Annotated in this window: 22 protein-coding genes; 8 read left to right on the forward strand and 14 right to left on the reverse strand. The window is 72.5% G+C overall.

Annotation, left to right across the window (positions count from 1 at the left end; all coding sequences use genetic code 11):
- Window positions 1–1,881: a class I tRNA ligase family protein gene (locus ACH47X_RS09580; protein WP_397403637.1), complete on the reverse strand. Its 1,881-nt coding sequence runs from the start codon at window positions 1,879–1,881 to the stop codon at window positions 1–3.
- 596 nt (window positions 1,882–2,477) lie between these two features.
- On the opposite strand from ACH47X_RS09580, the gene ACH47X_RS09585 reads away from it, so the two are divergent.
- The 3 genes from ACH47X_RS09585 to ACH47X_RS09595 all read left to right on the forward strand — a co-directional run bounded on the left by ACH47X_RS09585 (window position 2,478) and on the right by ACH47X_RS09595 (window position 5,941).
- Window positions 2,478–2,699 (forward strand): hypothetical protein, encoded by a 222-nt coding sequence (locus tag ACH47X_RS09585; RefSeq protein ID WP_036958673.1) that lies wholly within the window; start codon window positions 2,478–2,480, stop codon window positions 2,697–2,699.
- 196 nt (window positions 2,700–2,895) lie between these two features.
- Entirely contained in the window at window positions 2,896–4,365 is a 1,470-nt protein-coding gene (locus ACH47X_RS09590) for an RNA polymerase sigma factor (RefSeq protein WP_397403639.1), read from the forward strand.
- A 199-nt stretch (window positions 4,366–4,564) separates the two neighbouring features.
- On the forward strand, window positions 4,565–5,941 hold the full coding sequence (locus ACH47X_RS09595) for a sigma-70 family RNA polymerase sigma factor (protein ID WP_397403641.1): 1,377 nt from the start codon (window positions 4,565–4,567) through the stop codon (window positions 5,939–5,941).
- On the opposite strand, the gene rlmC is transcribed toward ACH47X_RS09595, so the two are convergent.
- From rlmC to ACH47X_RS09625, 6 genes are all read right to left on the reverse strand, one after another.
- The gene (gene rlmC, locus ACH47X_RS09600; protein ID WP_397403643.1) at window positions 5,908–7,080 is read right to left on the reverse strand and encodes a 23S rRNA (uracil(747)-C(5))-methyltransferase RlmC; all 1,173 of its coding nucleotides are present in this window, start codon (window positions 7,078–7,080) and stop codon (window positions 5,908–5,910) included. The two genes, ACH47X_RS09595 and rlmC, sit on opposite strands and share 34 nt — an antisense overlap.
- A 69-nt stretch (window positions 7,081–7,149) precedes the next feature.
- On the reverse strand, window positions 7,150–8,517 hold the full coding sequence (locus ACH47X_RS09605) for a M15 family metallopeptidase (RefSeq protein WP_397403645.1): 1,368 nt from the start codon (window positions 8,515–8,517) through the stop codon (window positions 7,150–7,152).
- Window positions 8,518–8,550: 33 nt separating this feature from the next.
- A complete protein-coding gene (locus ACH47X_RS09610; RefSeq protein ID WP_397403647.1) occupies window positions 8,551–9,174 on the reverse strand; it encodes a DinB family protein in 624 nt (207 codons plus the stop codon).
- 29 nt (window positions 9,175–9,203) lie between these two features.
- Window positions 9,204–9,902 carry a DUF2306 domain-containing protein gene (locus ACH47X_RS09615; RefSeq protein WP_397403649.1) on the reverse strand — a complete coding sequence of 233 codons (699 nt, stop codon included), beginning with the start codon at window positions 9,900–9,902 and terminating at the stop codon, window positions 9,204–9,206.
- Window positions 9,889–10,665, reverse strand: coding sequence for an ABC transporter permease (locus ACH47X_RS09620; protein WP_397403651.1), 777 nt, complete (start codon window positions 10,663–10,665; stop codon window positions 9,889–9,891). The genes ACH47X_RS09615 and ACH47X_RS09620 overlap by 14 nt, the downstream gene beginning before the upstream one ends.
- On the reverse strand, window positions 10,662–11,648 hold the full coding sequence (locus ACH47X_RS09625; RefSeq protein ID WP_397403653.1) for an ATP-binding cassette domain-containing protein: 987 nt from the start codon (window positions 11,646–11,648) through the stop codon (window positions 10,662–10,664). The genes ACH47X_RS09620 and ACH47X_RS09625 overlap by 4 nt, the downstream gene beginning before the upstream one ends.
- A gap of 125 nt (window positions 11,649–11,773) precedes the next feature.
- On the opposite strand from ACH47X_RS09625, the gene ACH47X_RS09630 reads away from it, so the two are divergent.
- Window positions 11,774–12,640, forward strand: a complete 867-nt coding sequence (locus ACH47X_RS09630) for a TetR/AcrR family transcriptional regulator (protein WP_397403655.1) — start codon at window positions 11,774–11,776, stop codon at window positions 12,638–12,640.
- Window positions 12,641–12,760: 120 nt separating this feature from the next.
- Window positions 12,761–13,435, forward strand: coding sequence for a DNA-3-methyladenine glycosylase I (locus ACH47X_RS09635; protein ID WP_397403657.1), 675 nt, complete (start codon window positions 12,761–12,763; stop codon window positions 13,433–13,435).
- 3 nt (window positions 13,436–13,438) lie between these two features.
- Here ACH47X_RS09635 and ACH47X_RS09640 read toward each other — a convergent pair whose 3' ends face one another.
- Together ACH47X_RS09640 and ACH47X_RS09645 are read right to left on the reverse strand one after the other, a co-directional pair.
- Entirely contained in the window at window positions 13,439–14,311 is an 873-nt protein-coding gene (locus tag ACH47X_RS09640; protein ID WP_397403659.1) for an LLM class F420-dependent oxidoreductase, read from the reverse strand.
- A 78-nt stretch (window positions 14,312–14,389) separates the two neighbouring features.
- Entirely contained in the window at window positions 14,390–15,010 is a 621-nt protein-coding gene (locus ACH47X_RS09645) for a TetR family transcriptional regulator (protein WP_397403661.1), read from the reverse strand.
- A 149-nt stretch (window positions 15,011–15,159) separates the two neighbouring features.
- On the opposite strand from ACH47X_RS09645, the gene ACH47X_RS09650 reads away from it, so the two are divergent.
- Window positions 15,160–16,422: an NYN domain-containing protein gene (locus tag ACH47X_RS09650; protein ID WP_397403663.1), complete on the forward strand. Its 1,263-nt coding sequence runs from the start codon at window positions 15,160–15,162 to the stop codon at window positions 16,420–16,422.
- A gap of 3 nt (window positions 16,423–16,425) precedes the next feature.
- Here the strand turns inward: ACH47X_RS09650 and ACH47X_RS09655 are convergent, their stop codons facing one another.
- Window positions 16,426–17,373 (reverse strand): AraC family transcriptional regulator, encoded by a 948-nt coding sequence (locus ACH47X_RS09655; protein ID WP_397403665.1) that lies wholly within the window; start codon window positions 17,371–17,373, stop codon window positions 16,426–16,428.
- Between the two features lie 118 nt (window positions 17,374–17,491).
- On the opposite strand from ACH47X_RS09655, the gene ACH47X_RS09660 reads away from it, so the two are divergent.
- Window positions 17,492–18,244, forward strand: coding sequence for an SDR family NAD(P)-dependent oxidoreductase (locus ACH47X_RS09660; protein WP_397403667.1), 753 nt, complete (start codon window positions 17,492–17,494; stop codon window positions 18,242–18,244).
- On the opposite strand, the gene ACH47X_RS09665 is transcribed toward ACH47X_RS09660, so the two are convergent.
- Genes ACH47X_RS09665 through ACH47X_RS09680 form a run of 4 tightly spaced genes read right to left on the reverse strand, consistent with a single transcriptional unit; the run spans window position 18,214 to window position 22,642 of the window.
- On the reverse strand, window positions 18,214–19,431 hold the full coding sequence (locus ACH47X_RS09665) for an App1 family protein (protein ID WP_397403669.1): 1,218 nt from the start codon (window positions 19,429–19,431) through the stop codon (window positions 18,214–18,216). The two genes, ACH47X_RS09660 and ACH47X_RS09665, sit on opposite strands and share 31 nt — an antisense overlap.
- A 16-nt stretch (window positions 19,432–19,447) precedes the next feature.
- A complete protein-coding gene (locus ACH47X_RS09670) occupies window positions 19,448–20,359 on the reverse strand; it encodes a carbohydrate ABC transporter permease (protein ID WP_142031876.1) in 912 nt (303 codons plus the stop codon).
- A gap of 1 nt (window position 20,360) precedes the next feature.
- Window positions 20,361–21,329, reverse strand: coding sequence for a carbohydrate ABC transporter permease (locus tag ACH47X_RS09675; protein WP_397403672.1), 969 nt, complete (start codon window positions 21,327–21,329; stop codon window positions 20,361–20,363).
- A 14-nt stretch (window positions 21,330–21,343) separates the two neighbouring features.
- Window positions 21,344–22,642: an extracellular solute-binding protein gene (locus ACH47X_RS09680; RefSeq protein WP_397403674.1), complete on the reverse strand. Its 1,299-nt coding sequence runs from the start codon at window positions 22,640–22,642 to the stop codon at window positions 21,344–21,346.
- Window positions 22,643–22,847: 205 nt separating this feature from the next.
- Here ACH47X_RS09680 and ACH47X_RS09685 point away from each other — a divergent pair, with 205 nt between their 5' ends.
- Window positions 22,848–23,885, forward strand: a complete 1,038-nt coding sequence (locus tag ACH47X_RS09685) for a LacI family DNA-binding transcriptional regulator (protein ID WP_397403676.1) — start codon at window positions 22,848–22,850, stop codon at window positions 23,883–23,885.
- The last annotated feature ends 47 nt before the right edge of the window (window positions 23,886–23,932 follow it).

The raw sequence follows: 23,932 nt of genomic DNA on the forward strand, positions 1-23,932 counted from the left end.
TCAGGCCGGTGCCAGCACCACGTTGACCAGGTGCGGCGGGCGCACGACGACCCGCCGCACCGCCCGGTCGCCCACCGCGCGGGCCACTGCCGGCCGCGCCAGGGCCGCTCGCTCCAGGTCGGCCGCCGCGACGTCCGCGGGGACCGGCAGCCGGTCCCGCACACGGCCGTCCACCTGGACCACGGCCTCGACCTCGGCGGTCACCAGGTACGCCGGGTCCACGTCGGGCCACGGCTGCGCCGCGACCGCCGTCGTGCGGCCCAGCCGTTCCCACAGCTCCTGGGCGGTGAACGGGGCGAACATGCCCAGCAGCACCGCGACGGCGGCGACGGCCTCGCGGTACGTCTCGTCGTCGGTGTCCGACGCCGCCCGCCGCACCTCGCCCACCAGCTCCATCAGCCGGGCGATCGCGACGTTGAAGCGGCCGGCCTCGACCAGCCCGTCGACGTCGTGCACGGTCCGGTGCACCGCCCGGCGCAGGGCATGCCCGCCCGCCGGTCGAGGTTGTCGAGACCCCAGCCGCAGCGCACGCGCCAGGAACTTCCCCATGGCCTCCGGCGACACGTCTGCCCAGTCGACGTCGTCCTCCGGCGGCCCCGCGAACAGCATCGCCAGCCGGACGGCGTCCACCCCGTGCCGGTCCAGCTCGGCGGCCAGGTCCACGCCGTTGCCCAGCGACTTGCTCATCGCGCGGCCCTGGTTGACCACCTGACCCTGGTTCATCAGGCGGGCGTACGGCTCGGGCGACGGCACCAGGCCCATGTCGAACAGGACCTTGGTGACGAACCGCGCGTACAGCAGGTGCATGGTCGCGTGCTCGACGCCGCCCACGTACAGCGCGGCGGGCATCCAGCGCGCGGCGTCCTCCGGGCGGAACGGGCCGCCGTCGTACCCGGGCGACAGGTAGCGCAGGAAGTACCAGGACGAGTCCACGAACGTGTCCATGGTGTCGGTGTCGCGCTCGGCGGGTCCACCGCAGCGCGGGCAGGTGGTCTCCACCCAGTCGCGGGCCGCGGCCAGGGGCGAGACGTCGCCGGGGGCCAGCCGGTCGCCCGCCAGGTACGGCAGCTCGACGGGCAGCTGGTCATCGGGCACCAGCACCTCCCCGCACGCCGGGCAGTGGACCACCGGGATCGGGGCGCCCCAGTACCGCTGCCGGGAGACCAGCCAGTCGTGCAGGCGGTACGTGCGGCCGTTCGGCCCCTCGGACCGGCCGATCCAGTTGCGCTGCATGGTCAGCACGTGCGCGGGCCAGCCGGGCTCCAGCAGGGACATGTCGTCCAGCAGCCGGTCCGCGTAGGCCGTCGTGCGGAAGAACCACTGCGTCAGGCTGCGCGCCACGACGGTGGCGCCGCAGCGTTCGCACGCGCCGTCGACCACCTGCTCGTTGGCCAGGACGGTGCGGTCCTCGGGGCACCAGTTCACCTCCGCCGCCGCCCGGTAGGCCAGGCCACGCTCGTGCAGGCGGGCGAACAGCCACTGCGTCCAGCGGTAGTACCCGGGCTCGTGGGTGTGCAGGCGCCGCGTCCAGTCGAACGAGACGCCGTAGCGCCGGATCGACGCCGCCTGCGTCGCGATGTTCGCCTCCGTGAACACCGCCGGGTGCTCGCCGCGGCGGATGGCCGCGTTCTCGGCCGGCAGCCCGAACGAGTCCCAGCCCACCGGGTTGAGCACGTCGAAGCCCTTGGCGCGCCAATATCGGGCCTGGACGTCGGTGATCGCGAACACCTCGGCGTGCCCCATGTGCAGGTCCCCCGAGGGGTACGGGAACATCGTCAGCAGGTACCGGCGGGGCCGGACGCCGTCGTCGGACGCCGCGAACCCGGCGGCCTCGGCCGGGCCGCCGCCGGTGGGTCCAGGGGTGGTGCGCTGCTCGCTCATCGCTCTCGCTCTCCGGTGCGTCGATCGGGTTCCGGGCACGAAAAAGCCCCTCGCAAGGAGGGGCGGCCGCACCGGGTGTGCCCGCTCGAGGGCGGAACCGGTGCGGCTAGGTAAGCAGCGAGCGTGTCGTGCGCATGGCCCCACCGTACGTGGACCTGCCTGGCCGGTAAAGGGAAGCGGGACGGCGGAAACGCCGTGTCCGAGGGCACGAGCGCCGGATCGGTCCGCCGCCAGCGAGGTCCGAGCCGGCGCTCGCGCCGAAGAACGGGAAGCCGTGGCTCGGCGTGCCCCCAGCGCACTCCGAACCACGGTTCCCGCCCGACGCGACGGAGCTCGGCCCGCCCCCAGCGAGGTCCGAACTTCGTCCGCGTCACAGAGAAGACGCGGGCACGTCCCGGATGTCACAGCACTTTTCGATGCATTCACATGTGGCCTGGATCACAGGCCTACCGGATGAAATTTGATCGCGCGCGTCGAACGGTGCCCTGGGCACCCGTTTCGGACCTCTCTCCGCGCCGGAAACGGACGCCACGGAACAATCCGAAGAAATTTCCAGAAGTGCTGTGACATCCGGCCGGCTCGCGCGTCTGGGCTGTATGGAACACACCGAGCACCCCGAACTTGTTCGTCTGGGCGCCCAATACCTGCGCGCGTACGCGGAGGGTGACGCGGTCAACCTCTACCGCCTCGCCGACGCGTGGGGAGCCAGCGACCTGATCGCCGCGACCTGTGAGGTCGCCCTCGCGATCATCCACGCGACGTCCGGACCGCAGGGTCTGGACGTCGTGTCGACCACGTTCACGACCACCCGGAGGTGAACCCCTGATGGACTTGACCAGATCCGAGCCCGAGCCGCCGCTCGGGCCGCCCTCCGAGCCCGTGCCGGCCGCGCACCCCAGCGGCGCCGCCACGACAACCGATCACCCCGGAAAGTTGCACAAACGTGGATCTGTGGTGCGATCATTGCCGAGCGAGTCGAAACCGGACACTATGCGCAGAGGGGAACGGGTTCGCGTGACGACCACAGGTGACCTGCGTATCGACGACTGGGTGGTGCACCGCCCCAACGTCGTACGCTCCGTCGCGGCACGCGTACCCGGCATCGACGCCGAGGAAGCCACCAGCCGCGCCCTGGAGAAGATGGTCCGCATCGTCTCCACCGGCGGCACCATCGACGACCCCGCCCCCTACTGGCGACGCGCCGCGGTCAACGAAGCCATCTCCATGACCCGCGAAGCCGGCCGCACCTACGCCGTCGAGGACGACACCCTCGACGGCCTGACCCCACCCATGGCCGGAGCAGAGCTCGACGCCGAACGACAAGCCGACGTCTCCATGCTCCGCACCGCCCTGTCCGACCTCGCCGACGACGACCGCAAGATCCTCCTGGACCGGCACGTGCACGACATGGCCGTGACCGACATCGCCACCGGCCTCGGCGTGCGCCCCCACGCCGTGACCATGCGACTACGCCGCGCCGAGGAACGCCTCGCCGGCGCGTTCGCCGCCGCCCACGCCCAGAACGTCAACGAACCCGAGTGCCGCACCACCCGCGCCGCCATGCACGACTACCTCAAAGGACGCCTCCTGCCCCGCCGGCAGCGACGCCTGGAGGTCCACATGGACGGCTGCGGCGAATGCACCCGCGCGTTCATCGACGTACGCGAGGTCTCCTGGATGCTCCGCGACCTCGGACAACACCTCATCGCCGGCGGACTGCTCACCAGCGCCGCCGGCGCCGCGGGCGCGGGCGCCGCGGGCACGACCAAGCCGCGCTTCGGCAAGAAGGAGACCGCGGTGGCGGCGGGCGTGCTCGCCGCGCTGGCCATCGGCTCCGGCGCCGCCGCGATGATCCTGAACCAGCTCGACGACCCGCCCGTCCAGGCGGTCGAGGAGGCCGGGGCCGCGGGCGGCGGTTCCGGCGCCGGCGGGGCCGGCGGCGGCTCGGGTGGCGGTGGCGGCGACGGAGACGACTCGTCGTCCACCTCGGACAAGCCGTCCTCGGACGAGAAGCCCCCGTCCATCCCGCCCGAGGACCCCCGGCCGCGCCCCGCGACCACCCCGAAGGAGGACGCGGCGGCCGCGCCGGTCGACCCGCCCCCGGTGGTGGCCGAGCCGGCTCCGGCGCCGGAGTCCGACGACGCGCCGGACGACACCACGAAGCCCCCGTCCTCCGGCTCCGACTCCGGGTCGAACCCGGGTGGCGGCACGGACGCGCCCGACCCGCCCGAGGAGCCCGAGGAACCAGCCGAGCCGCCGACCGAGCCGGAGAACCCGGCGGAACCGCCGGAGGTACCGGAGGAGCCCGAGGCTCCCGCGACACCGGGCCTCGGCAGCGCGCTGGACGAGCTGCTCGCCAGCCTCGGCCTCTCGGACCTCCCGGGCATCGATCTCGCGACCACCACGCTGGACGAGATCTGGAACCTGCTCTTCGGCACGTTCTCGGACGCCGCCGACGACGCAGAGTCTGCGGCCGGGGACTGATGGGTGTGCGGGCCTCCTACCAGGCCCGCATCTCCTCGATGCTGTGCGGACGCACAGGCCTTCTGGGCGCGAGCCCAAGATCGTCCCGTGATCACAGAGGCGCCTTCCATGCGCATGCATTCTTTGCGAACATGCACGCCCGGGGGCACGCGCGACGTGGTGTCACGGGGTGTCACGTCGCGTGCGGGAGGGGGGCAGCGTGACCGTCACGAGTGCCGACCTCAGCCTGTGGGCGGCTCACCGCCGCGCCGTGGTCTTCACGGTGTCCCGGCGGGTTCCGGGCGTCGACCCGGAGCTGGCCGCGAGCTGCGGCCTCGAGCTGCTGTGCGTGGAGCTCCTCAAGCAGGGCGACCTCGCCGACCCGCTCGCGTTCTGGAGCACCGCGGCCGTCGAGGTGGCGATGCGGATGACCCAGGAGGGGGAACCGGCCGTCGGCGGTCCCGCGGGCGAGCCCGCCGCCCTGGCGCCGGTGCGGCACGCGCTCGACTTCGAGGTGCTCAACCTGGCCATGGAGCGGCTCCCCGCCAGTGAGCAGCAGCTCCTCTGGGACCACCACGTGGCGTCCCGGCCCGTGTCGGCGATCGCCGACGAGATCGGCGTGCTGCCCTACGCCGCCAAGCGCCGGCTGCGCCGGGCAGAGAACCGGCTCGCGAGCACGTTCGCCACGGCCCACGCCGGAACCACCGCCGACCTGGAGTGCCGGTCCACCCGGGCCGCCCTCCACGACTTCGTCCGGAACCGCCTGCTGCCGCGCCGACGCCAGCAGGTCGAGGACCACATGGTCGGGTGCTCGGGCTGCACCCGGGCGTTCGTCGACGTCCGCGAGTCCTACTGGATGCTGCGCGCCGGTGCGCCCGTGCTGTTGCTCGGGACCGTGACGGCGGAGTCAGGGCTGGCGAGCGGGGCCGGCGCGGCGGGTGCGGCGGCGGCCGGAGGGGCTGCGGCCGGGGCCGGAGGCTGGCTCGCCACCGTCGGGGTCCGCGCGGCCGTGACCGCCCGGACGTTGCTGACCGACCCGGTGAGCCTGACCGCTACCGTCGCCGGCGGCCTGTTCGTGACGACCGCGGTCACGACGGGCATGGTGGGCAGCGTCGAGGCCACGGCGCCTTCGTTCCACGAGACCAGTACGGTCTCGGTGTCGGCCTCGGCACAGGACCGGCCACCGGCCGCCGCCCGTCATGCCACCCGGTCGGTCCAGGAGGATCCGACCCACGTTCCCGACCTGACCGGCACGACGTCGACGGAGCACAGGCCGCCCGGCCAGGCGAAGAAGGACGGCGTCCCGCCGGGTCTCACGAAGTCGGACGGCGTCCCGCCGGGCCTGTCCACGTCGGACGGCGTCCCGCCGGGCCTGACCACATCGGACGGCGTCCCGCCGGGTCTCGCGAAGTCGGACGGCGTCCCGCCGGGGCAGGCGAAGAAGGACGGCGCCCCGCCCGGTCAGGCGAGAAAGAACAACGCCCCGCCCGGTCAGGCCAAGAAGGATGTTCCGCCCGGTCAGGCGAAGAAGGACGGGGAGGGCAAGGGGCAGACGCCGCCGGGTCAGGCCCGTTCGAGGAGTACCAGCACCTCGTAGTGGGAGGTCTGCGGGAACATGTCGAGCAGCCGCGCCCGGACCGGCCGGAGCGACGGCATGGCGGCGAGGTCCTTGGCGAGCGTGGTCGCGTTGCAGCTCGAGTACAGGACGTGGTCGATCCCGGAACCCTCCAGCCACTGCGCGAGGTCGGTGCCGATACCGCGCCGGGGCGGGTTCACGATCACCATCTCGGGCAGCCCGGGCGCCTGCGGCCCGACGGCGAACGCCGTCGCGTCGCCCGCGGCGAACGAGACGTCCCGGAACCGGCCGGCCCCGTCGCCGTCGCGCAGGCGCTCCACCGTGCCCGACGCCGCGACGACCGCCTCGGCGCTGATCTCGATACCCGTGACGGACCGGCCGGGCGCGGAGCAGTGCAGCGCGAAACCGCCGACCCCGCAGTAGAGGTCCCAGAGGCTGTGCGGGTCCACCTCGTCGACCCAGGTGCGGGCCTGCCGGTACAGCTCGGTGGCGACCGCCGTGTTGGTCTGGAAGAAGCTCTGCGGTCGCAGGTCGAGCGTGATGTCGTCGATGCGCATCGGGAGCGTGGTGCGCTCGGTCAGCGGGATCTCGAGGTCGCCCTCCAGCACCGCGGCGTGCGCGGGCTGGATGTTCGCCGAAGCGACCGCGAGGGTCGGGAGGTCGGCCAGCAGCGCGGGCAGGTGCTTGCGGATCCGCGCGATCGACTCCTGGGAGCGCAGCACGAACCGGACCATCAGCTCGCCGTCGGGCGACAGCGTGACCAGGAGGTACTTGAGCTCGCCGCGCTGCTGCGCGCGCTTGCCCGTGCCCGAGACCTGGTACGGCTCCAGGTTCGCGCGCGTCACGAACGCCGCCAGCGGTCCGAAGGACGCCTGGAGCTCGTCGGGGTAGAGGCCGCAGTCGGTCAGGTCGACCCCGTGGCCGGCCCGGTCGAGGATGCCCAGCACAGGCTCGGCGACAGTGCCGCTGACGACCATCTTCGCCTTGTTCCGGAAGGCGGACTCGACGCTGCGGACCGCCGGGAGCCAGGTCAGGCCGTCGGAGACCGGGTCGAGGAGCGTGGCGACCTGCCGCTCCTTGTCGAGCACCTGGGTGGGGTAGTCGATCTCCAGGAGGGTGCAGGAGTGGCAGCGGCCGGCGTCATAGTGAGGGCACTGCACGCCCCCCATTATCCAGTGCCCGCGCACCACCGTGGTCGACGGCGGCGCGCGGGCACCGGACGGGCGGCGTCAGCCCTGGTACTCGAAGTGCCAGGGCTCCTCGCGACCACCGCCGGCCCGTGCCCAGTCCGGGTGCTCCCAGCCGAACTTGGGCCCGTTGGCCGCGAGCCACTCGAACTCGGGCTCGCCGAAGCGGAAGCCGTCGTCCACAGGCACGTCCACAGCAGCGGCCCAGCCGTGGTTGGAGGTGCCGGGCTCGGCGACCTGGCCGGCGCCGAACTCGGCGAGCGCCTGGAGCTGCCAGTCGTAGGGGCGGTAGCCGTACTCGACGCGCAGCGGCTTGCCGAGCTCCGCCTCGAACGCCGCTGCCAGCTTCGTCCAGTCCTCGGCGGCGTCGCACCGCAGGTACTGGTCCTGGCCCTCGGGACCGAGCCCCATCTTGCACAGGTCCTTCTGGGCGATCCGCCCGTTGCTGCCGTCCGCCAGCGTGGCCCGCACCGCCCAGGCACCGTCCTCGATCGCCACCCGCGCGGTCTCGCGGCGGTCCAGGAGGTCCTGCACGGCAGCGAGGTCCTTGGCGTCGGCCCGCGCCGCGAGCGCCGCCGCACCCTCCTTGCGGTGCGCCAGGAGGGTTTTGCGGGGGCCGGTGGGGCCGTCCAGACCGGCGGCCCAGTCGAGGGTGTACTGCGAGTCCCGCACCGAGATCTTGAGCTGGTCGGTCGTGGTCGACAGGGACTTCAGGGCCTTGTCAAGCTGCTCGGCGGCCTGCGCCGCCTCGTCGGCGGCCGCGTCTGCCTCGGCCTGGGCGTCCTTGCGGTCCTGCTGCCACTGCCGGTAGGACTCCTGCACGTCCTCGGTGGCGGAGGTGAGAGTGGTCGAGGCGGTGCGCATGGTCATGGCCCACTCGGTGGCCTGCGCCTCCAGGGCGTCCAGGTCCGCGGGGGCCTCGAGGCCGGCGGCCCCGGCCTCGGGGATCGACGGGGGCTGCTGGTCGCCGAGCTTCTTGGCGGCGGCGACGCGCGCGGCGAGCTCGGCGCGGAGCGCGCCGTCGACCACCTTGCCCTTCGAGGCGACGAGCGTGCTCTCGGCGGTCTCGATCTGCGCGGCCAGCCCCTCCTGTGCGGCGCGCCCCTCGTCGACGGCCTGCACGACGTCGGCCCGCGCGTCGGCGAGCTGGTCCAGCCCGCGGTCGTTCGTGACGTGCACGAGCGCGAACACGATGCTGCCGATCAGCGCCACCGCGGCGACGATCAGGAAGACGAACAGCGGTCGCATGGAGCCGCTGTCGCGCCGCCCGCCCGGCCCGCTCGGCGGGATGTCGGACCTACCGGCCGCCACCTCGGCTCTCGGTGCGGGGCGTGCGGGCTTCGGTGCTTCGGCGAGGGCGGGTTCGGGCGCGGGCCCGGAGGATGTGGACGGCTCCACGTTGAGGGGCATGGCCCGCAGTTTGGCGAATCTCGGACGCGGGCGCTAGTTGCCCGCCCCCTCGGCGAGCTTCTTGAGCTTGTCGACGTACACGGCCATCTGGTCGCCCTGCCAGTCGGGGATGTTGGTGTTGCCCGCGTAGAGCCCCACCGAGCTGTCGGTGAGCTCGCGCAGGATGTCCGCGTGACCGGCGTGCCGGGCGGTCTCGTCGGTGACGTGGACGATGATCCGGAACAGCGTGACCTCGCGGTTCTTCCACCACGGCACCCTGCCGACGGTGCTGAGCGGGAGGGTGTCTATGGTCTCGTCGCAGAACGCCCAGCCCCGCTTGTAGAGGTCCACGACGGAGGCGACGGTCTCGTCCGCGGTCGCGTACCAGTCGGCCTGCGGGTCGGTCTCGAAGATGTCGTCGGGGACGAGCTCTCCCGGGTTGGGCCACTGCCGCCCGAAGACCGGCCCGAGATAGCCGATCTCGGTGTTGGCGCAGTGCTTCACGATGCCCAGGAGGTTGTTGCCCGAGGGCACCAGGGGCCATCGTGCCTGCTTCTCCGTGAGGCCCTCGAGCTTCCACACGAGGGCCTCACGGGTCTCCTGGAGGTACTTCTTCAGGATCTGCTTCTGCTCGAGCTCGGTCGCGTCGCTCGCGGCATTGCTGGTCGTCTGTGACATGAGGACAGTGTGTCCCGAGCCACCGACACTCACCGAGGCTTTTGCACCCGGGCCCGCCCCTTCGGCCTGCGGTGCAGCCACCACTCGGCGAACAGGAGGTTCACGATCCAGGACATCCACGCCGAGGCCACGGCCGCGCCCTCGATCTCCGGGGCGCCGAACCCGATGTCCGGGTTCGCGAGTGCCCCGGGGACGTAGATCGCGATGAGCACGGGTGCCCAGAACCGGTTGGCCACGATGGAGAACGCCAGTGCGGTGCTGCGGACCATCCACTCGCGGTGGTCCGCGAACCGGTGCTGCCGCACGGCGCGGTAGCCGAGCAGCGTGAACGTCAGGAGCAGCACGGCGAGCATCGTGTTGCCCACCTGCTGCCCCACGCCCGCGCTCGGGAACTGCGAGGTGACGAGCGCCCCGACGCCGGAGACGAGCGCGGAGACCACGTAGACGCGGCCGCTCCACCGGTGCACGCGCGGGTGGTTGGCCCGCAGCCACGGCCAGAGCTGCAGCACACCCGCGGTGAGCATCACCGAGCCGGCGAGGATGTGCGTGACCAGGGCCGGGTAGAACGCCGGCCCGCGGTCCGTCGGCACCAGGGACAGGGTCGGGTCGAGGCCCACGTAGCGGGGCAGGGCGGTCGCCAGGAACACCCCGGTGACCACGGCGAGGGGCGCGATCCAGGGACGGCGCCACCAGCGGGTCGCCGCCCGCCCCCGCTCAGCGCCGGGCACGGAACGCCAGCCCTGCTGCGACGGCGAAGACCAGGCCGAGGCTCACGCACCAGGTGATCGCGAGCGCCGCGGTCCCGCCCGGGTCGGCCAGGCCGGGATTCCCGGCGACGTCGCCCGTGAGCAGCCCGCGGACCGTCTCGATCACGGGTGTGACGGGCTGGTGCTCGGCGAACCCCCGTAGCCAGGCCGGGAGGGTGTCGACGGGCACGAACGCGCTCGACACGTAGGGCAGGAACATCACGAAGAACGAGAAGCCGCCCGCAGCGTCGGGTGAGCGGACCAGCACGCCGACGAGGGTGGCGAGCCAGGTGATCCAGCCGACGAAGAGCAGGATCATGCCGACCGCGGCGAGCCACTCCAGCGCGGTGGCCTGGGGCCGGAACCCGAGCAGGATGGAGACGCCGAAGACGATCGCGGTGGTGGCGAGGTTCTTCACGAGGCTCGCCACGACGTGCCCGGACAGCACGGTCCAGGCGTTGACGGGCATCGAGCGGAGCCGGTCGACCATGCCGCCCGACATGTCGCGCTCCACCGCCATGGCGGTGTTCGCGGCGCCGAACCCGGCGGCCAGCAGGATCACTCCCGGTGTCACGTAGTCGATGTACTCCGTGCCGGTGTCCAGCGCCCCGCCGAACACGAGCACGAACATCAGGAGGATGATCACGGGCAGTACCACCGCGGTGATCATCGCGTCCGTGTCGCGCGCGACGAGGCGCAGGCCGCGGGTGGTCATGGTCGAGACGTCGCTCAGCACGTGGGTCATGCCGCCACCCCTGTCGTGGTGGCCCGGCGGTCCTGGCCGGCCCGGCCCGCCGTCCCGGCCTGTCCGGTCAGCGTCAGGAAGACGTCGTCGAGGCTCGGCGCGCGCACCTCCCAGTGCTCGGGCGCGATTCCGGCGGCCTCGACCGCCGACAACACCGACCGCACGTGCCCGACCGAGCCGTCCGTGGCCACGCGCACCCGCGCGCCGTCGACCGTGGCGGCCGCGAGCGCCGGGGCGACCCGGGCGGCGTCGGACGGCGTGGCGAAGGCGAGCTCGACGCCGGCCTCGCCGACCTCGCGCTTGAGCTGGGCGGGGGTGCCCTCGGCGACGACGCGGCCGCCGTCCACCAGCGCGACGCGCTGGGCGAGCCGGTCGGCCTCCTCCAGGTACTGGGTGGTCAGGAGCACGCTGGTGCCGTCGGCCACGACGCCCCGCACGACGTCCCACAGGGCCTGCCTCGACCTCGGGTCGAGGCCCGTGGTGGGTTCGTCGAGAAACATGACGCGGGGCCGGGTGAGCAGGCCGGCGGCGAGGTCGAGCCGACGTCGCATGCCGCCCGACCAGGTGCCCACGTGCCGGCTCGCGGCGTCGGCCAGGTCGAAGGCGGTGAGCAGCTCGGTCACGCGGTCCCGCACCACGCGGCGGGGCAGGTGGGCGAGGTGCCCCATCATCGTCAGGTTCTCGGCGCCGGACAGCTTGTCGTCGACGGCGACCTGCTGCCCCGTGAGGCTGATGATCTCGCGGACGCGGCGCGCGTCCCGCACCACGTCGAGCCCGCCGACGGTCGCACGACCCGCGTCGGGCCGCAGCAGCGTGGACAGGATGCGGACCGTGGTGGTCTTGCCGGCCCCGTTGGGCCCCAGCAAGGCCAGCACCGTTCCCTCCTCGAGCTCCAGGTGGAGCCCGTCCAGCACGGGCGGGCTCGTCGAGCCCCGCCTGGCGAAGGACTTGCCCAGTCCTTCGGCCGTGACGATCGCAGCCATGGTCGTTTCCTCTCGGATCCAGTTACTGTTTACGTCCTACGCGTTTTAGTGTGGGGCGTAAACAGTATGTGGTCAAGAGGGTTTCGGGTCGGATCACCCCGGCTGGGCAGGGCAGGATGGAACCGATGCGCACAGACGACACGTCCGGGCCGGCCGAGCAGCCGCCGAGCACCGGCCAGGAGCACGAGCTGCCCGCCGTCGTGCAGCGCCTGTGGGGGGACACCGCGCCGCGCCGGCGCGGGCCCAAGCCCGCGCTGTCCGCCGCGCGGATCGTGCAGGCCGCCATGGAGCTGGCCGACGCCGAGGGCCTCGCCGCCGTCTCGATGGCGCGGGTCGCCGAGGCCGTCGGCTACACACCGATGGCGCTGTACCGGCACGTGTCCGGCAAGGACGAGCTGCTGATCCTCATGTCGGACGCCGTGGCCGCCGACCTGCCCGAGATCCCGGCCGGCTCCGACTGGCGGGCGGGGCTGGAGGCCTGGACACGGGCGCAGATCGACATGGCGCTGACCAGGCCGTGGATGCTCGATCTGCCGCTGTCGGCCACGCCGCCCGGGCCGAACCGGGTGCGCTGGATGGACCAGGCGTTCGGCGTGATGCGGGAGGTGGACCTGCCCGCGGACGAGAAGCTCGCGGTCGTCGGCCTGCTCGCCCAGCACGTGCTGGGCGAGGCCCGGGTGCACGTGGAGACCCACCGCGCAGCGGTGCAGAAGGTACGGCGGGACGCCGGGCTGCCCGACGACACCCCCGAGGCCGAGCTCGACCCCGCCGCGATCCATGCGGCCGACCCCTACGCCGACTTCGAGGTGGTGCTCGGCCGCTACGCCGGCCCGGACACGTATCCGCACATCTTCGCCTCGTTCGCGTCGTGGTCAGGGCCTGCCGTCGACGGACCCGGCGACGACGACATCGCCTTCGGGATCTCGGTGGTGCTCGACGGCCTCGAGGCGTACCTGCGGCGCCGTGGTGCGATCACGCCCGAGAGCTCCTGAGTCCCTCGGCACGGCGCCGCAACGGTTCCGGCGCGACCACAGGCAGCGGTTTTCGGACGTCGTGCACAGGCAGGCTGCCGACCGGCGCGGAGTGTCGGTGACGTGAGTCAGAGTGGTCCCGTGACCACCGAACACGGGACAGACATCAGCACGACGGCGGACGTCGCCGGCTCGGCAGGGCGCTGCTTCGGCGACGGCGACGCGCTCTACTCGGCGTACCACGACGAGGAGTGGGGCGTGCCCGTGCACGGCGAGCAGGCGCTGCTGGAGCGCATCGCCCTGGAGGGCTTCCAGTCCGGGCTCTCGTGGATCACCGTGCTGCGCAAGCGGCCGGCGTTCCGCGAGGTGTTCGAGGGCTTCGACCCGGAGCGGGTGGCCGCCTTCGGCCCTGACGACGTCGAGCGACTGCTCCTCGACGCCCGCATCATCCGGAACCGCATGAAGATCGAGGCGACCATCGACAACGCGCGCGCCGTGGTCGCGCTGCACGACTCCGGGCGCACGCTCGACGAGCTCTTCTGGTCGTTCGCACCAGACCCGGCCGGGCGCGTACGGCACGCCACGTTCGGCGACGTGCCGGCGACGACCGCCGAGTCCAAGGCCCTGAGCAAGGCGCTCAAGAAGGAGGGCTTCCGGTTCATCGGGCCGACGACGGCGTACGCGGCCATGCAGGCGTGCGGCCTGGTGGACGACCACTTGGCCACCTGCCCGGTGGTGCTGCGCCGGGCCGGCGCGGTGCGCCGGGCCGGCGCGGTGCCTACCGGGACGGCCGGAGCAGCCGCCCCGGCCGGCTGAGGGTCACAGGTCGGCGCACGGCTCCACGACCGGCAGCACCGCGTCGCGCACCCACTCCGCGAGAGAGGTGCCCGGCGGCCGCAGGATCACGGTGTCCACGCCGTGCACGGCGAAGCCCCGCATCTCCTCGACGAAGGCCGCGGTGTCGCCCGGCCGGATCGGCGTGCCGCGGTGCAGCATGGTGATGCGGATCTCGGCGGGGTCCCGGCCCACGTCGGCACAGTGGGCGTGCAGCACGTCGAGCAGGTGGCGCAGACGCTCCGGCGTCTCGGCGAACAGGTTGCACGCGTCGGCGTACTGCGCCACGAGCCGCAGGGTCTTCCGCTCGCCCGACCCGCCGATCATGATCTCCGGGCCCGACAGCGGCGGCGGGTAGCAGAGGGTCTCGGCGAGCTGGAAGTGCTTGCCCTCGAACGGCCCGTCCTGCTCCGGGTCGTACATCTGCCGCGCGATCCGGACGGTCTCCTCCAGCATCTCGAACCGCTCCTTGACCGGCGGGAACGGCACCCCCAGCCCCGCGTGCTCCTTGTCGTACCAGGCGGCACCGATGCCGTACGTCGCCCGGCCGCCGGAGACCACGTCGAGGGACGCCACGATCTTGGCCAGCAGGCCCGGGTAGCGGTACGTCACCCCCGTGACCAGCGCACCGAGCTGCACCCGCTCGGTCACCCCGGCCAGGTAGCCCAGGGTCGTGTACGCCTCCAGCATCGGGTCCGATGCCGGGAAGCCCTGGTGCTCCATCTGGAAGTAGTGGTCCATCACGGAGATCCACGAGACGCCGCCCTCGTCGGCGTACCGGGCGGCGTCCGCCAGCTCGGTACGCATCCGGGCGGGCTCCATCGAGTCGAAACGCATGAAGTGGGTGCCGATTCGCATGCCTCGATCCTCCTCCGCCGACGCGGCGCGTCAAGCCATGGATCGGGTGCGGCCCCGGGCGAGCCCGGCGGCGAGCGGTCAGACGCCCGTGCCGACCAGCTCCTCCGTGCGCCCGAGCACGGACGCCACCAGCCACGTGATCGATCCGGCCGTCTCGCGCGGGGCGGCCGTCGGCTGCATCACGTGGCTCAGCGCCGAGCGCACCATGATGTCGATGACCGCCGCGATCCGCTCGGGCGGCAACATCACCTCGTACTGGTCCACCCGGTCCTGGACGACCACCTTCACGGTGCCCAGCAGCGACTCCGAGTGCGTGGTGAGCAGCGGCAACAGCTCGGTGTCGGCGCCGTGCGTCGCGGACACCACGGCGCGGAGCAGCGCATTGCCCTCGGCGAACGTCAGCGTGTTCTCCACCGCGTCGTGGATCGCCGCCAGCAGGTCGTCGGGGTGCCGGTCGAAGGCCTCGGCGATGTGGAAGATGAACTGCGCCGACTCCGTGAGCACCATGGCCTCGGCCAGGTCGTCACGGCTGCCGACCGCGTTGTAGACGGTCTGCCGGCTCACGCCGGCCTCGGCCGCGAGGCGGCCCATCGTCACCTTGGACCAGCCGTGGGCGCAGGTCAGGCGCGCGGCAGCAGCAATGATCCGGTTCCGGTTGGAGATCGGGTCGTCGTCGTGTCCGGCAGTCGCCTCGGCCATGGCCAAATCCTAGGCAACGGGTGAACTTCTGGGCCCTTCAGGAAGGGTGTGGGCCGACCATTTCACCCCCTCGCCATTTCGCCCTGCGGATCGCCCGTCCGGCGCGGCTCCGGACCCCGTCCTCCGGCAGACCCCCTAGAGTGGCGGGCATGGATCTCGAGGAACGCCTGGCAGTCTTCATCGACTACGAGAACCTGGCGCTCGGCGCCCGGGAGCACCTGGGCGGGATGCAGTTCGACTTCGGACCCATCGCCGACGCGCTCGCCGTGCGCGGGCGGGTGGTGGCGCGCCGCGCCTACGCGGACTGGTCGTACTTCGACGAGGACCGGCGCATGCTGACCCGGCACCAGGTCGAGCTCATCGAGATGACCCAGCGGATGGGCGCCTCCCGCAAGAACGCCGCCGACATCAAGATGGTGGTCGACGCCATCGAGATGGCCTTCGAGCGGGACTACATCTCCACGTTCGTCATGTGCACCGGCGACAGCGACTTCTCGCCGCTCGTCCACAAGCTCCGTGAGCTGAACAAGCGCGTGATCGGCGTCGGCGTCGAGAAGTCGACGTCGCGCCTGCTGCCCGCCGCCTGCGACGAGTTCCTCTTCTACGACCGCCTCGAGGGCGTCGAGGTGCCCGACGAGGACCAGGGCGCCCCGGCCCACAAGCGCGGCTCCCGCACCCGCAAGGCCGGCGCGACGGCGGAGCGTGCCACCGCGCAGAAGGCACCGGCCGCCTCGCGCCGCACCAAGGCCGCCGAGGCGGTCGCGGAGGCCGTCGCCGAGGCGAACGCGCCCGAGACCCCGACCGAGCCCGAGGCCGAGGCCGGGGCCAAGCCCGCGACCCGGCGGCGCAAGAAGCCCGAGCCCGCCCCGGCGCCCGTCGAGGTGGCGACCGAGGCCGAGCCCGACCTGGACGTGAGCGAGCAGGACGAGGCGCCGGCGTCGAACGACGCGCCCATGGAGGTGCGGGTGGCGCAGACGCTCGGCGACCTGCAGTCGTCCACGAGCGGCCCGGTCACGGCGTCCGCCCTCAAGCGGACGCTGCTGCGCAAGGACGCCACGTTCAGCGAGTCGGACTACGGGTTCCGTACCTTCGGTGAGTTCCTGCGGTTCCTCGCGGACCGCGGGTTCGTGGAGCTCGCGCCGGGCCCGTCCGCGGGCGACCCCGAGGTGTCGTTGCCGGAGCAGGGTGACACCGACGCGGCGTTCGCGCTGCTGCGGGACGTGGTGCAGGAGTCCAGCGGTTCCGCCGCGCTGTCCGGGCTGAAGAACGCGGTGCGCAAGCGCCGCCCGGACTTCTCCGAGAAGGCGCTCGGCTTCCGCGGTTTCCTCCAGTTCGCCAAGGCGGCGGAGGCCGCAGGCACGGTGTCGCTGGCCTGGGACGACGACGCGGACGACTACCTGGTCACCGCTTGACGCTCAGGCGGAGACGGATGCCGCCTGAGCCCGTCGCGCCTCGCCCCGGAACGTCGCGGGCGACGACCCGACGACGCGGCGGAACGCGGTGCTGAACGCGCTCTCGGACTGGTAGCCCGTCGCCTTCGCGAGCTCCGAGATCGACAGGGTGTCACGGGCGAGGGCGTCGCGCGCGAGGCTCATGCGCCACTGGATCAGGTACTCCAGCGGCGGGACCCCGACGTGGTTCCGGAAGGCCTCGGCGAACGCGGACCGCGACATGTGGCTGATCCCGGCGAGCTCGTTGAGCGTCCAGGAGTGCGCCACGTCCGCGTGCAGTGCCCGCAGCGCGGCGCCGATACCGTCCTGGTTCAGGGCGCCCAGCCAGCCGGTGGGCCGGTCGGTCCGGCAGGCGTGCGCCCGCAGCATGTGCACGAGCAGCACCTGCGCGAGGTGGTTCTGCACCAGCGGGCCGCCGGGGGCGGTGGCCTCGACCTCGGCGGCCAGGAGCGTGATCAGCTGGCCCAGGTCGCCGCCGCGCGGGTCGTCGGCGCGGACGATCACGAGCGGCGGCAGGAGGTCCGTCAGCAGGGCCGCGTTGTCGTCGTCGAACCCGATGTGCCCGCCGCAGAGGTAGAGGTCGTCGTTGGACTCGGCGCCGATCCGCACCAGCCCGTCCGCGGCCGCCGCCCAGACCGGGTCCCCGGGACGCGGCCGCGCGTCGGGCGTACTGGCCAGCACGTAGGGCGGTGGGTTGCCCAGCATGAAGGTGTCGCCCTCGCGCAGGAGCACCGGCTCGTGCCCGTCGAGAATCAGCCAGCACCTTCCACGCACGAGGCCGCCCACCCGCACGTGCGGGAACGGCTCGAAGCGCAGCGCCCACTCCCCCGTGGCGCGCAGGCTGGGCCCGATCACCGTGCGGGGCCGCAGCAGGCCGATCGCGTCCGCCATCGGGTCCTGAAAACCGAGCACGGTAGCCCCCTGGACGATGTGTAAGGAATCCCGGACTGTACGCGATGGATCGTACGCCGCGACGCGCGCAGGATCGATGTCGCACCAATCGACACGAGAGAGCGACGGAGACATCCACATGGGACAGCTGGAAGGCAGGACGGCGGTCGTCACCGGGGGCAGCACCGGCATCGGACTGGCGACCGCGGTGCGGCTGGCGGACGAGGGCGCGCACGTGTTCGTCACCGGCCGGCGCGAGGCGGAGCTGGAGGCCGCCGTCAAGACCATCGGCGCGGACCGGGCGACGGGCGTGGCCGGCGACGTCGGCGTCCTGGCGGACCTGGACCGGCTCTACGCAGCGGTCCGGGCACGGCGCAAGGGGCTGGACGTGCTCGTGGCGAACGCCGCGGTCGGCGCGTTCGTGACGCTGGAGCAGACCACCGAGGAGCACTTCGACCAGACCTTCGGGGTCAACACGCGAGGTGTCCTGTTCACCGTGCAGAAGGCGTTGCCGCTGCTCAACGACGGCGCCTCCGTGATCCTGACCGGCTCGACGGCCGCCGACCACGGCATGGCGGCGTTCGGCGCCTACGCGGCCTCCAAGGCCGCCGTGCGATCCTTCGCGCGGACGTGGTCCACCGAGCTCAAGGACCGCGGCATCCGGGTGAACGTGGTCTCCCCGGGCTGGATCGAGACGCCCGGCGGCACCGCCATCAACGGCGGCGAGGAGGCCATGGGCGCCATCCGGGAGTACGCCGCCGGGACGGTGCCGAGAGGTCGGATGGGGGAGGCCGACGAGGTCGCCGCGGCCGTGGCGTTCCTCGCCTCGGGGCAGAGCAGCTACGTCGTCGGCGCGAACCTCTATGTCGACGGCGGGGCGAACCAGGTCTGACCCGCCGGGCCTGCCTGGTCCCGGCCCGAGGCCGGGTCCGGGCCGGGGTCCGGGTCCCGTTCCGGGTCGGCGAGCACACCGGGCACGACGGCCAGGCGGCGGGCGAGCTCGTCCCCGTCCCGGCCGGCCACCGTCGGCACGGGCGACTCGCCGATGCCGGACCCCGCCTCGCCGCCCCGCGACCCGCTCCCGGCGAGCGCACCGCTACCGGCATGCGACCCGTTCCCGACGTGCGGCGCGTTCCCGGCCAGCACCTGCTGCCCGCCGGTGAGCTGCCGGATCGCCACGACCCGCACCCGGTCGGGCCGACGGCGCGCGGTCTCCTGGTAGATCACGACGTCGTGCTGGCCGTCGTCGCCGATGAGCACCCACCGCACGTGCGGGAACCACGTCATGAGCAGCTCGAGGCTCGCTCGCTTGTGCGCCTGGCCGCTGCGGAACCACCCGGTGAGCGTGGGACCCCAGTCGGTCAGCAGCAGCGGGCCGGGCGGGTACGCGTGGCGCGAGAGGAACGCGCGCAGCGTGCCCGCGGTGTTCCAGGCGCCGGTCGACAGGTAGAAGAAGGCGGCGTCGGGATGAGCCCGCTGGAGCGAGCGGTAGAGCTCGGGCATGCCGGGCACGGCCCGTCGCGCGCTGGAGTGCCGCACGAAGGTGTTCCAGGCCGCGAGCAGCGGCCGGGGCACGGCGGTGACCATGGTCGTGTCGTCGATGTCGCTGACCACGCCGAACCGCGTGCGCTCGTCGAGCACCCGGATCGGGGCCTCGGCCTCGGTCGGTTCGGGGACGTCGAGGCAGGTCAGCAGCGCGGTGTGCCAGCCGTCGGAGAGCGGGGCACCGGCGGGGAGCTCGACGTCGACGTAGCCGGCCCGGTCGCTGGCCACCTCGGAGGTGCTGCCGCCCACGTCGATCCGCACCCGGCGGTGGGGCGCGGGCACGGTGAGGAAGTGCCGGAACCCGCGCCGTCCGGCCCGGACGGCATCCCGGTTCGGCGTGCCGGGACGCCGAGGCGAGAGCACCACGCGGGCGAGCACCCGCACCTTGTCCGGCGTGCCGTACCCGGCGTACGGCTCCAGCCGGGGCTGCCAGCCGGCGCGGGCGAGCACCCACCCCGCCGCGGCGTAGAGGTGGTCCTCCACGACCGCGGCGAGGTGCGGGCGCTGCGAAGGGTGCGGGGTCGGAGTGGCCACACCCGATTGTCGCGTACTACTGCCCGCCCATGCCCGTGGTCGCGACACCCTGGACGATGCGGCGCTGGAAGAGCATGAACACCACGAGCAGCGGCAGCGCCGCGATCATCGCGGACGCCATGTTCTGCGCGTACTGCACGCCGTAGGCGTTCTTCACGGTGGACAGGCCGACCGGCAGGGTCATGAACTGCGGGTCGGTGGTGACGATGAACGGCCACAGGAAGTTGTTCCACGCGCCGATGAACACGAAGATCGCGACGGCCACGAGGATCGAGCGCGACAGCGGCAGCACGATGGTCCAGAACAGCCGCCACGTGCCGGCCCCGTCGATGCGGGCGGCGTCGAGCAGCTCGCTGGGGATGGCGTCGAAGAACCGCTTGAGGATGAACACCATCACGGGCGCGACGATCTGCGGCAGCACGATGCCCGCGAACGTGTCGACCAGGCCCATGACCTGCATCTGCCGGAACAGCGGCACGATCAGGATCTGGCCGGGCATCATGATCGACGCGATGGTGAGCCACTGGAGCAGGCTCCGGCCCTTGAACACCGTCTGCGAGAACGCGAAGGCGGCCATCGCGGAGATCAGGACGGTCAGGAGCGTGACCAGCCCGGCCACGACCAGGCTGTTCCACATCCAGATCAGCAGGTCGCTGTTGCTGAGCACCTGCTGGTAGGCGTCGAGCGTCCACCCCATGGTGGGCCACCACGACGCCGGGAGCGCGGCCTCGGCCTCGTGCTTGAAGCTGGTGACCGCGCCCCAGGCCACGGGGAGCAGCCACAGGGCGGCGAGGACGACGAGGGCGGCCAGGGAGGCGACGCGCACCCAGGGCGAGGGCCCGATCGTCAGCTTGGTGAGGGCCCGGTTCTCGGCGCGTTCCTGCTGCGCCCTCGTCCGGCGGTCTGCGACCAGTTCGGCGACGGACACGTCAGGCCTCCTTCCTGGACGGCAGCAGCCGCACCAGTGCGAACACGAGAATCAGGGCGAAGAAGACGTACGAGATCGCGGAGGCGTACCCGAGCCGGTAGTTGGTGAAGCCGGTGTCGTAGACGTACTCCAGGATCGGCCGGGTGCTCCCGTTCGGTCCGCCCGCGGTCAGCAGGTAGATCTGGTCGAACACCTTGAGCGAGGCGAGGAGCTGCAGCACCACGATCACGCCCGTGATCGTGCGCAGCTGCGGCAGCGTGATGGAGAACAGGCGCCGCCAGCCGCCCGCGCCGTCGATGGTCGCCGCCTCGTACTGCTGCTGCGGGATGCCCTGCAGGGCCGCCAGGTAGAGCAGGAAGTTGAAGCCGACGGTCCACCACACCGTGACGGCGGCGATGGAGAACATCGCGACGTTCTCGTCGGTGAGCCAGCCCACGGGCTGCAGGCCGAGGGCCGCGAACCACGTGTCGAGCAGGCCGATGTCGGGCTGGAACAGCCAGCTGCTCAGCGCGGAGACGACGGCGCTGGTCAGCAGGTACGGGGCGAAGAACGACATGCGCCACACCCACTGGCCCGGCAGGCCGGTGTGCACGAGCAGCGCCATCACCAGGGCCACGACCACCAGGGGGATCGTGCTGAGCACCGTGAACCACACGGTGTGCCACAGGGTCTGCCAGACCTGCGGGTCGCTGAAGGCCTCGGCATAGTTCGCGAAGCCGATGAACTCGCTGCCGGTGCCCGTCAGGCTCTGGTTCGTGAAGCTCATCCACAGGCCGTAGAGCGTGGGCAGCAGCAGGAACAGCCCGGTCGCGACCGCGAACGGTGCGACGAACAGGTATCCGGACCTGTCCCGCTCACGCAGGGACTTGCCGGTCGCGGCGGTGCGGGTACCGGACCGGCCGGGAGATCTCTTCGGGTCGGACGGCGCCTTTCCGGGGGGCGCCGTGACGCCGGCGTTCGAGACAGTCATCGTCGTCCTCTCGATCAGGCGGGGTTGGGCTGGGAGAGGAACCGGTCCATCTCGCTCAGCATGCGGGTCACGGCGGTGCGCGCCGGGGCCTTGCCGGCCAGGGTGTCGGTCATGGCGTCGGCCATGCGCGTCTGGAAGTCGCTGCCGCCGCCGGTGAACCAGGCGTCGGGGTCGAAGACGGCGATCTCGGCCGCGGGCGCGTAGTCGCGCTGCGGGGTGAGCTCCTGGTAGGCGGGCTCCTTGACGATGGGCTGGTAGGCCGGGATGTGCCCGGCCGAGGCCCAGGTCAGGCCCTCCTTGAGGAGGCCGGCGAGCACCCGGTAGGTCGCCTCGCGCCTGGCGGGGTCCGGCGTGCCCTGCTTGGGCAGCACGAACGCGTGCGAGTCGGCGTAGTTGGCCGGCGTGTCGAAGACCGCCGGGAACGGCGTGGCGCCGACGTCGGGGTTCGCGTCGCGGAACATCGGCAGGTCCCACTCGCCGGCGAACATCAGGCCGGTCCGGTTCGACATGAACCGGCCGGACGCCGCGTTGCCGTCCTGGTTCCTGGCAGCGACCTTGCCGTCCACCATGGCCTGCAGGAACTCGAAGACCTCGGTCGCGGCCTCCTCGTCGAGCTGGGCGGGGCGGCCCGGCGTCAGCTCGTAGCCGCCGCCGTTCTGGGAGTAGAGGCCCCAGAACATGCGCCAGCAGCCGGCGGGGTCGCGCTGGTAGCCCCAGCTCACGCCGGTCTCGCCCGTGACCTCGGCCATGGCGCGCCCGGCATCGAGGAACCGGTCGGCCCCGGCGACGGCGGACAGGTCGAGCTTGCCGTCCGGCCCCGCGAGGCCGGCCTGCTGCACGATGTCGGGGTTGTGGAACGCGATGTACGGGTGGGTGTCCAGCGGCAGCGCGTAGAGCTGGCCCTCGAACTGGGCCTTCTGCCAGACCGCGGGCGCGAAGTCGGCCTCGGTGATCCCGAGCTCGGCCAGCGCGTCGAGGTCGAACGGCTCCAGCAGCCCGCCCGGCGCGTAGCCCGCGAGCCGGGACATGTGCATGACGGCGGCCTCCGGCGGCCGTCCGCCGGACGAGGCCATCGCCAGCTTGGTGTAGTACGGCGGCCCCCACGCCAGCGTCGTCGTCTCGACGGCGATGTCCGGGTTGGCCGCGGCGACCGCGCCCGCCATCTCCTGCATGAGCGCGCCGTCACCGCCCGAGAACAGGTCCCAGACCATGACGGAGGTCTTCCCCGCGCCGGCGGCACTGGGGGTGGCGCAGCCGGCGAGCGCGCCGCCGAGTGCTATCCCGCCCGCCCCGACGAGGGCCGCGCGGAGCACGTCTCGCCTGCTCAGCCCTCCGGAACTGCCCAAGAGGCTGCGGGCTCTCGACGCGGCCTCGGGGCTTCCTTGGCCCGGAATGCCACGTCCTCGTACTACGGTCATCATCGACCTCCAATGGTGCAACGTTGCGCTCCAACGTTGGATCACGATGGACTAGGACGGGCGTCCAGTCAAGAGGCGCGGTGCGGAAGGAAGTGAAGGCTTGTCCGAGCAAGGTGGCCGACGGGTAGGGATCAAAGAGGTCGCGGCGGCGGCGGGGGTCTCGTGGAAGACCGTGTCCAACGTCGTCAACGACACGGGCCGGGTGGGGGACGCCACGCGGTCCCGCGTGGAGGCGGTGATCGCGGAGCTCGGCTACCGGCCCAACCTCGCCGGCCGCCAGCTGCGGCGGGGCCGCACCAACACGCTCGCCCTGGCGGTGCCGTGGGTGCACGCCCCGTACTTCTCGGTGCTGGCCCACGAGATGATCGACGTCGGGGGCGACCGGGGCTACCGGGTGCTCATCGAGGAGACGCGGTCCTCGCGCGAGACCGAGCTGGAGGTGGCGCGCGGGTTCGACGTGCAGGCGATCGACGGGATCATCTTCTCCCCGCTGGAGCTGAACCCGGCCGAGATCGACGAGGTGCGCGGCACCGTGCCCCTGGTGCTGCTGGGCGAGCGGGCCGACCCGGACCCCACGCGCGAGCGCCGCACGGACCACGTGAGCATCGACAACGTGGATGCCGCCGCGCAGGTCACCAGGCATCTGCTGGAGACCGGACGGCGTCGGCTGGCCTTCCTGGGGGCGGAGCCGCCCGGCGCGGGCCGGACCGGCGCGCAGCGCGTGCAGGGTTTCCTGGACGCCCACACCGCGGCCGGCCTGGAGGCGGACGAGCGCTGGGTGCTCCAGTGCCCGCAGTTCTCCCGCCCGGCCGGCGCCGCCACCGTGGAGTCGGTGCTGCCCCGGATCGACCAGGTCGACGGGATCGTGTGCGCCAACGACGAGCTCGCCCTCGGCGCGCTGTACGCGCTGCGCCGGAACGGGGTGCGGGTGCCCGACGACGTCGCCGTCACCGGCTGGGACAACACCGAGGACGGCCGGTTCTCGAACCCCACGCTGACCACGGTGGCGCCCGACCTGCGCGCGATCGCGGAGACTGCGGTGGACCGGATCATCGCGCAGCTCGAGAACCGCTCGGTCGAGCCGGTCGACGAGGTGGTCCCGTACCGCCTGCTGGTCCGCGAGAGCAGCCGCGCGTGACCTGATGACGCCCCTGGTCGGAGGCATCGCCGGGGCGTCCGGTTGAT

It is taken from the genome of Promicromonospora kroppenstedtii (assembly GCF_044389675.1).
In the GTDB taxonomy this organism is placed as follows: Bacteria; Actinomycetota; Actinomycetes; order Actinomycetales; family Cellulomonadaceae; genus Promicromonospora; species Promicromonospora kroppenstedtii.

Coding starts and splice junctions, on each gene's coding strand:
- ACH47X_RS09610 (WP_397403647.1), bottom strand. CDS start 9,174: ATGTCACAGACGACCAGCAATGCCGCGAGCGACGCGACCGAGCTCGAG.
- ACH47X_RS09645 (WP_397403661.1), bottom strand. CDS start 15,010: ATGGCCGAGGCGACTGCCGGACACGACGACGACCCGATCTCCAACCGG.
- ACH47X_RS09605 (WP_397403645.1), bottom strand. CDS start 8,517: ATGCCCCTCAACGTGGAGCCGTCCACATCCTCCGGGCCCGCGCCCGAA.
- ACH47X_RS09650 (WP_397403663.1), top strand. CDS start 15,160: ATGGATCTCGAGGAACGCCTGGCAGTCTTCATCGACTACGAGAACCTG.
- ACH47X_RS09675 (WP_397403672.1), bottom strand. CDS start 21,329: ATGACTGTCTCGAACGCCGGCGTCACGGCGCCCCCCGGAAAGGCGCCG.
- ACH47X_RS09625 (WP_397403653.1), bottom strand. CDS start 11,648: ATGGCTGCGATCGTCACGGCCGAAGGACTGGGCAAGTCCTTCGCCAGG.
- ACH47X_RS09660 (WP_397403667.1), top strand. CDS start 17,492: ATGGGACAGCTGGAAGGCAGGACGGCGGTCGTCACCGGGGGCAGCACC.
- ACH47X_RS09585 (WP_036958673.1), top strand. CDS start 2,478: ATGGAACACACCGAGCACCCCGAACTTGTTCGTCTGGGCGCCCAATAC.
- ACH47X_RS09620 (WP_397403651.1), bottom strand. CDS start 10,665: ATGACCCACGTGCTGAGCGACGTCTCGACCATGACCACCCGCGGCCTG.
- ACH47X_RS09580 (WP_397403637.1), bottom strand. CDS start 1,881: ATGAGCGAGCAGCGCACCACCCCTGGACCCACCGGCGGCGGCCCGGCC.
- ACH47X_RS09640 (WP_397403659.1), bottom strand. CDS start 14,311: ATGCGAATCGGCACCCACTTCATGCGTTTCGACTCGATGGAGCCCGCC.
- ACH47X_RS09630 (WP_397403655.1), top strand. CDS start 11,774: ATGCGCACAGACGACACGTCCGGGCCGGCCGAGCAGCCGCCGAGCACC.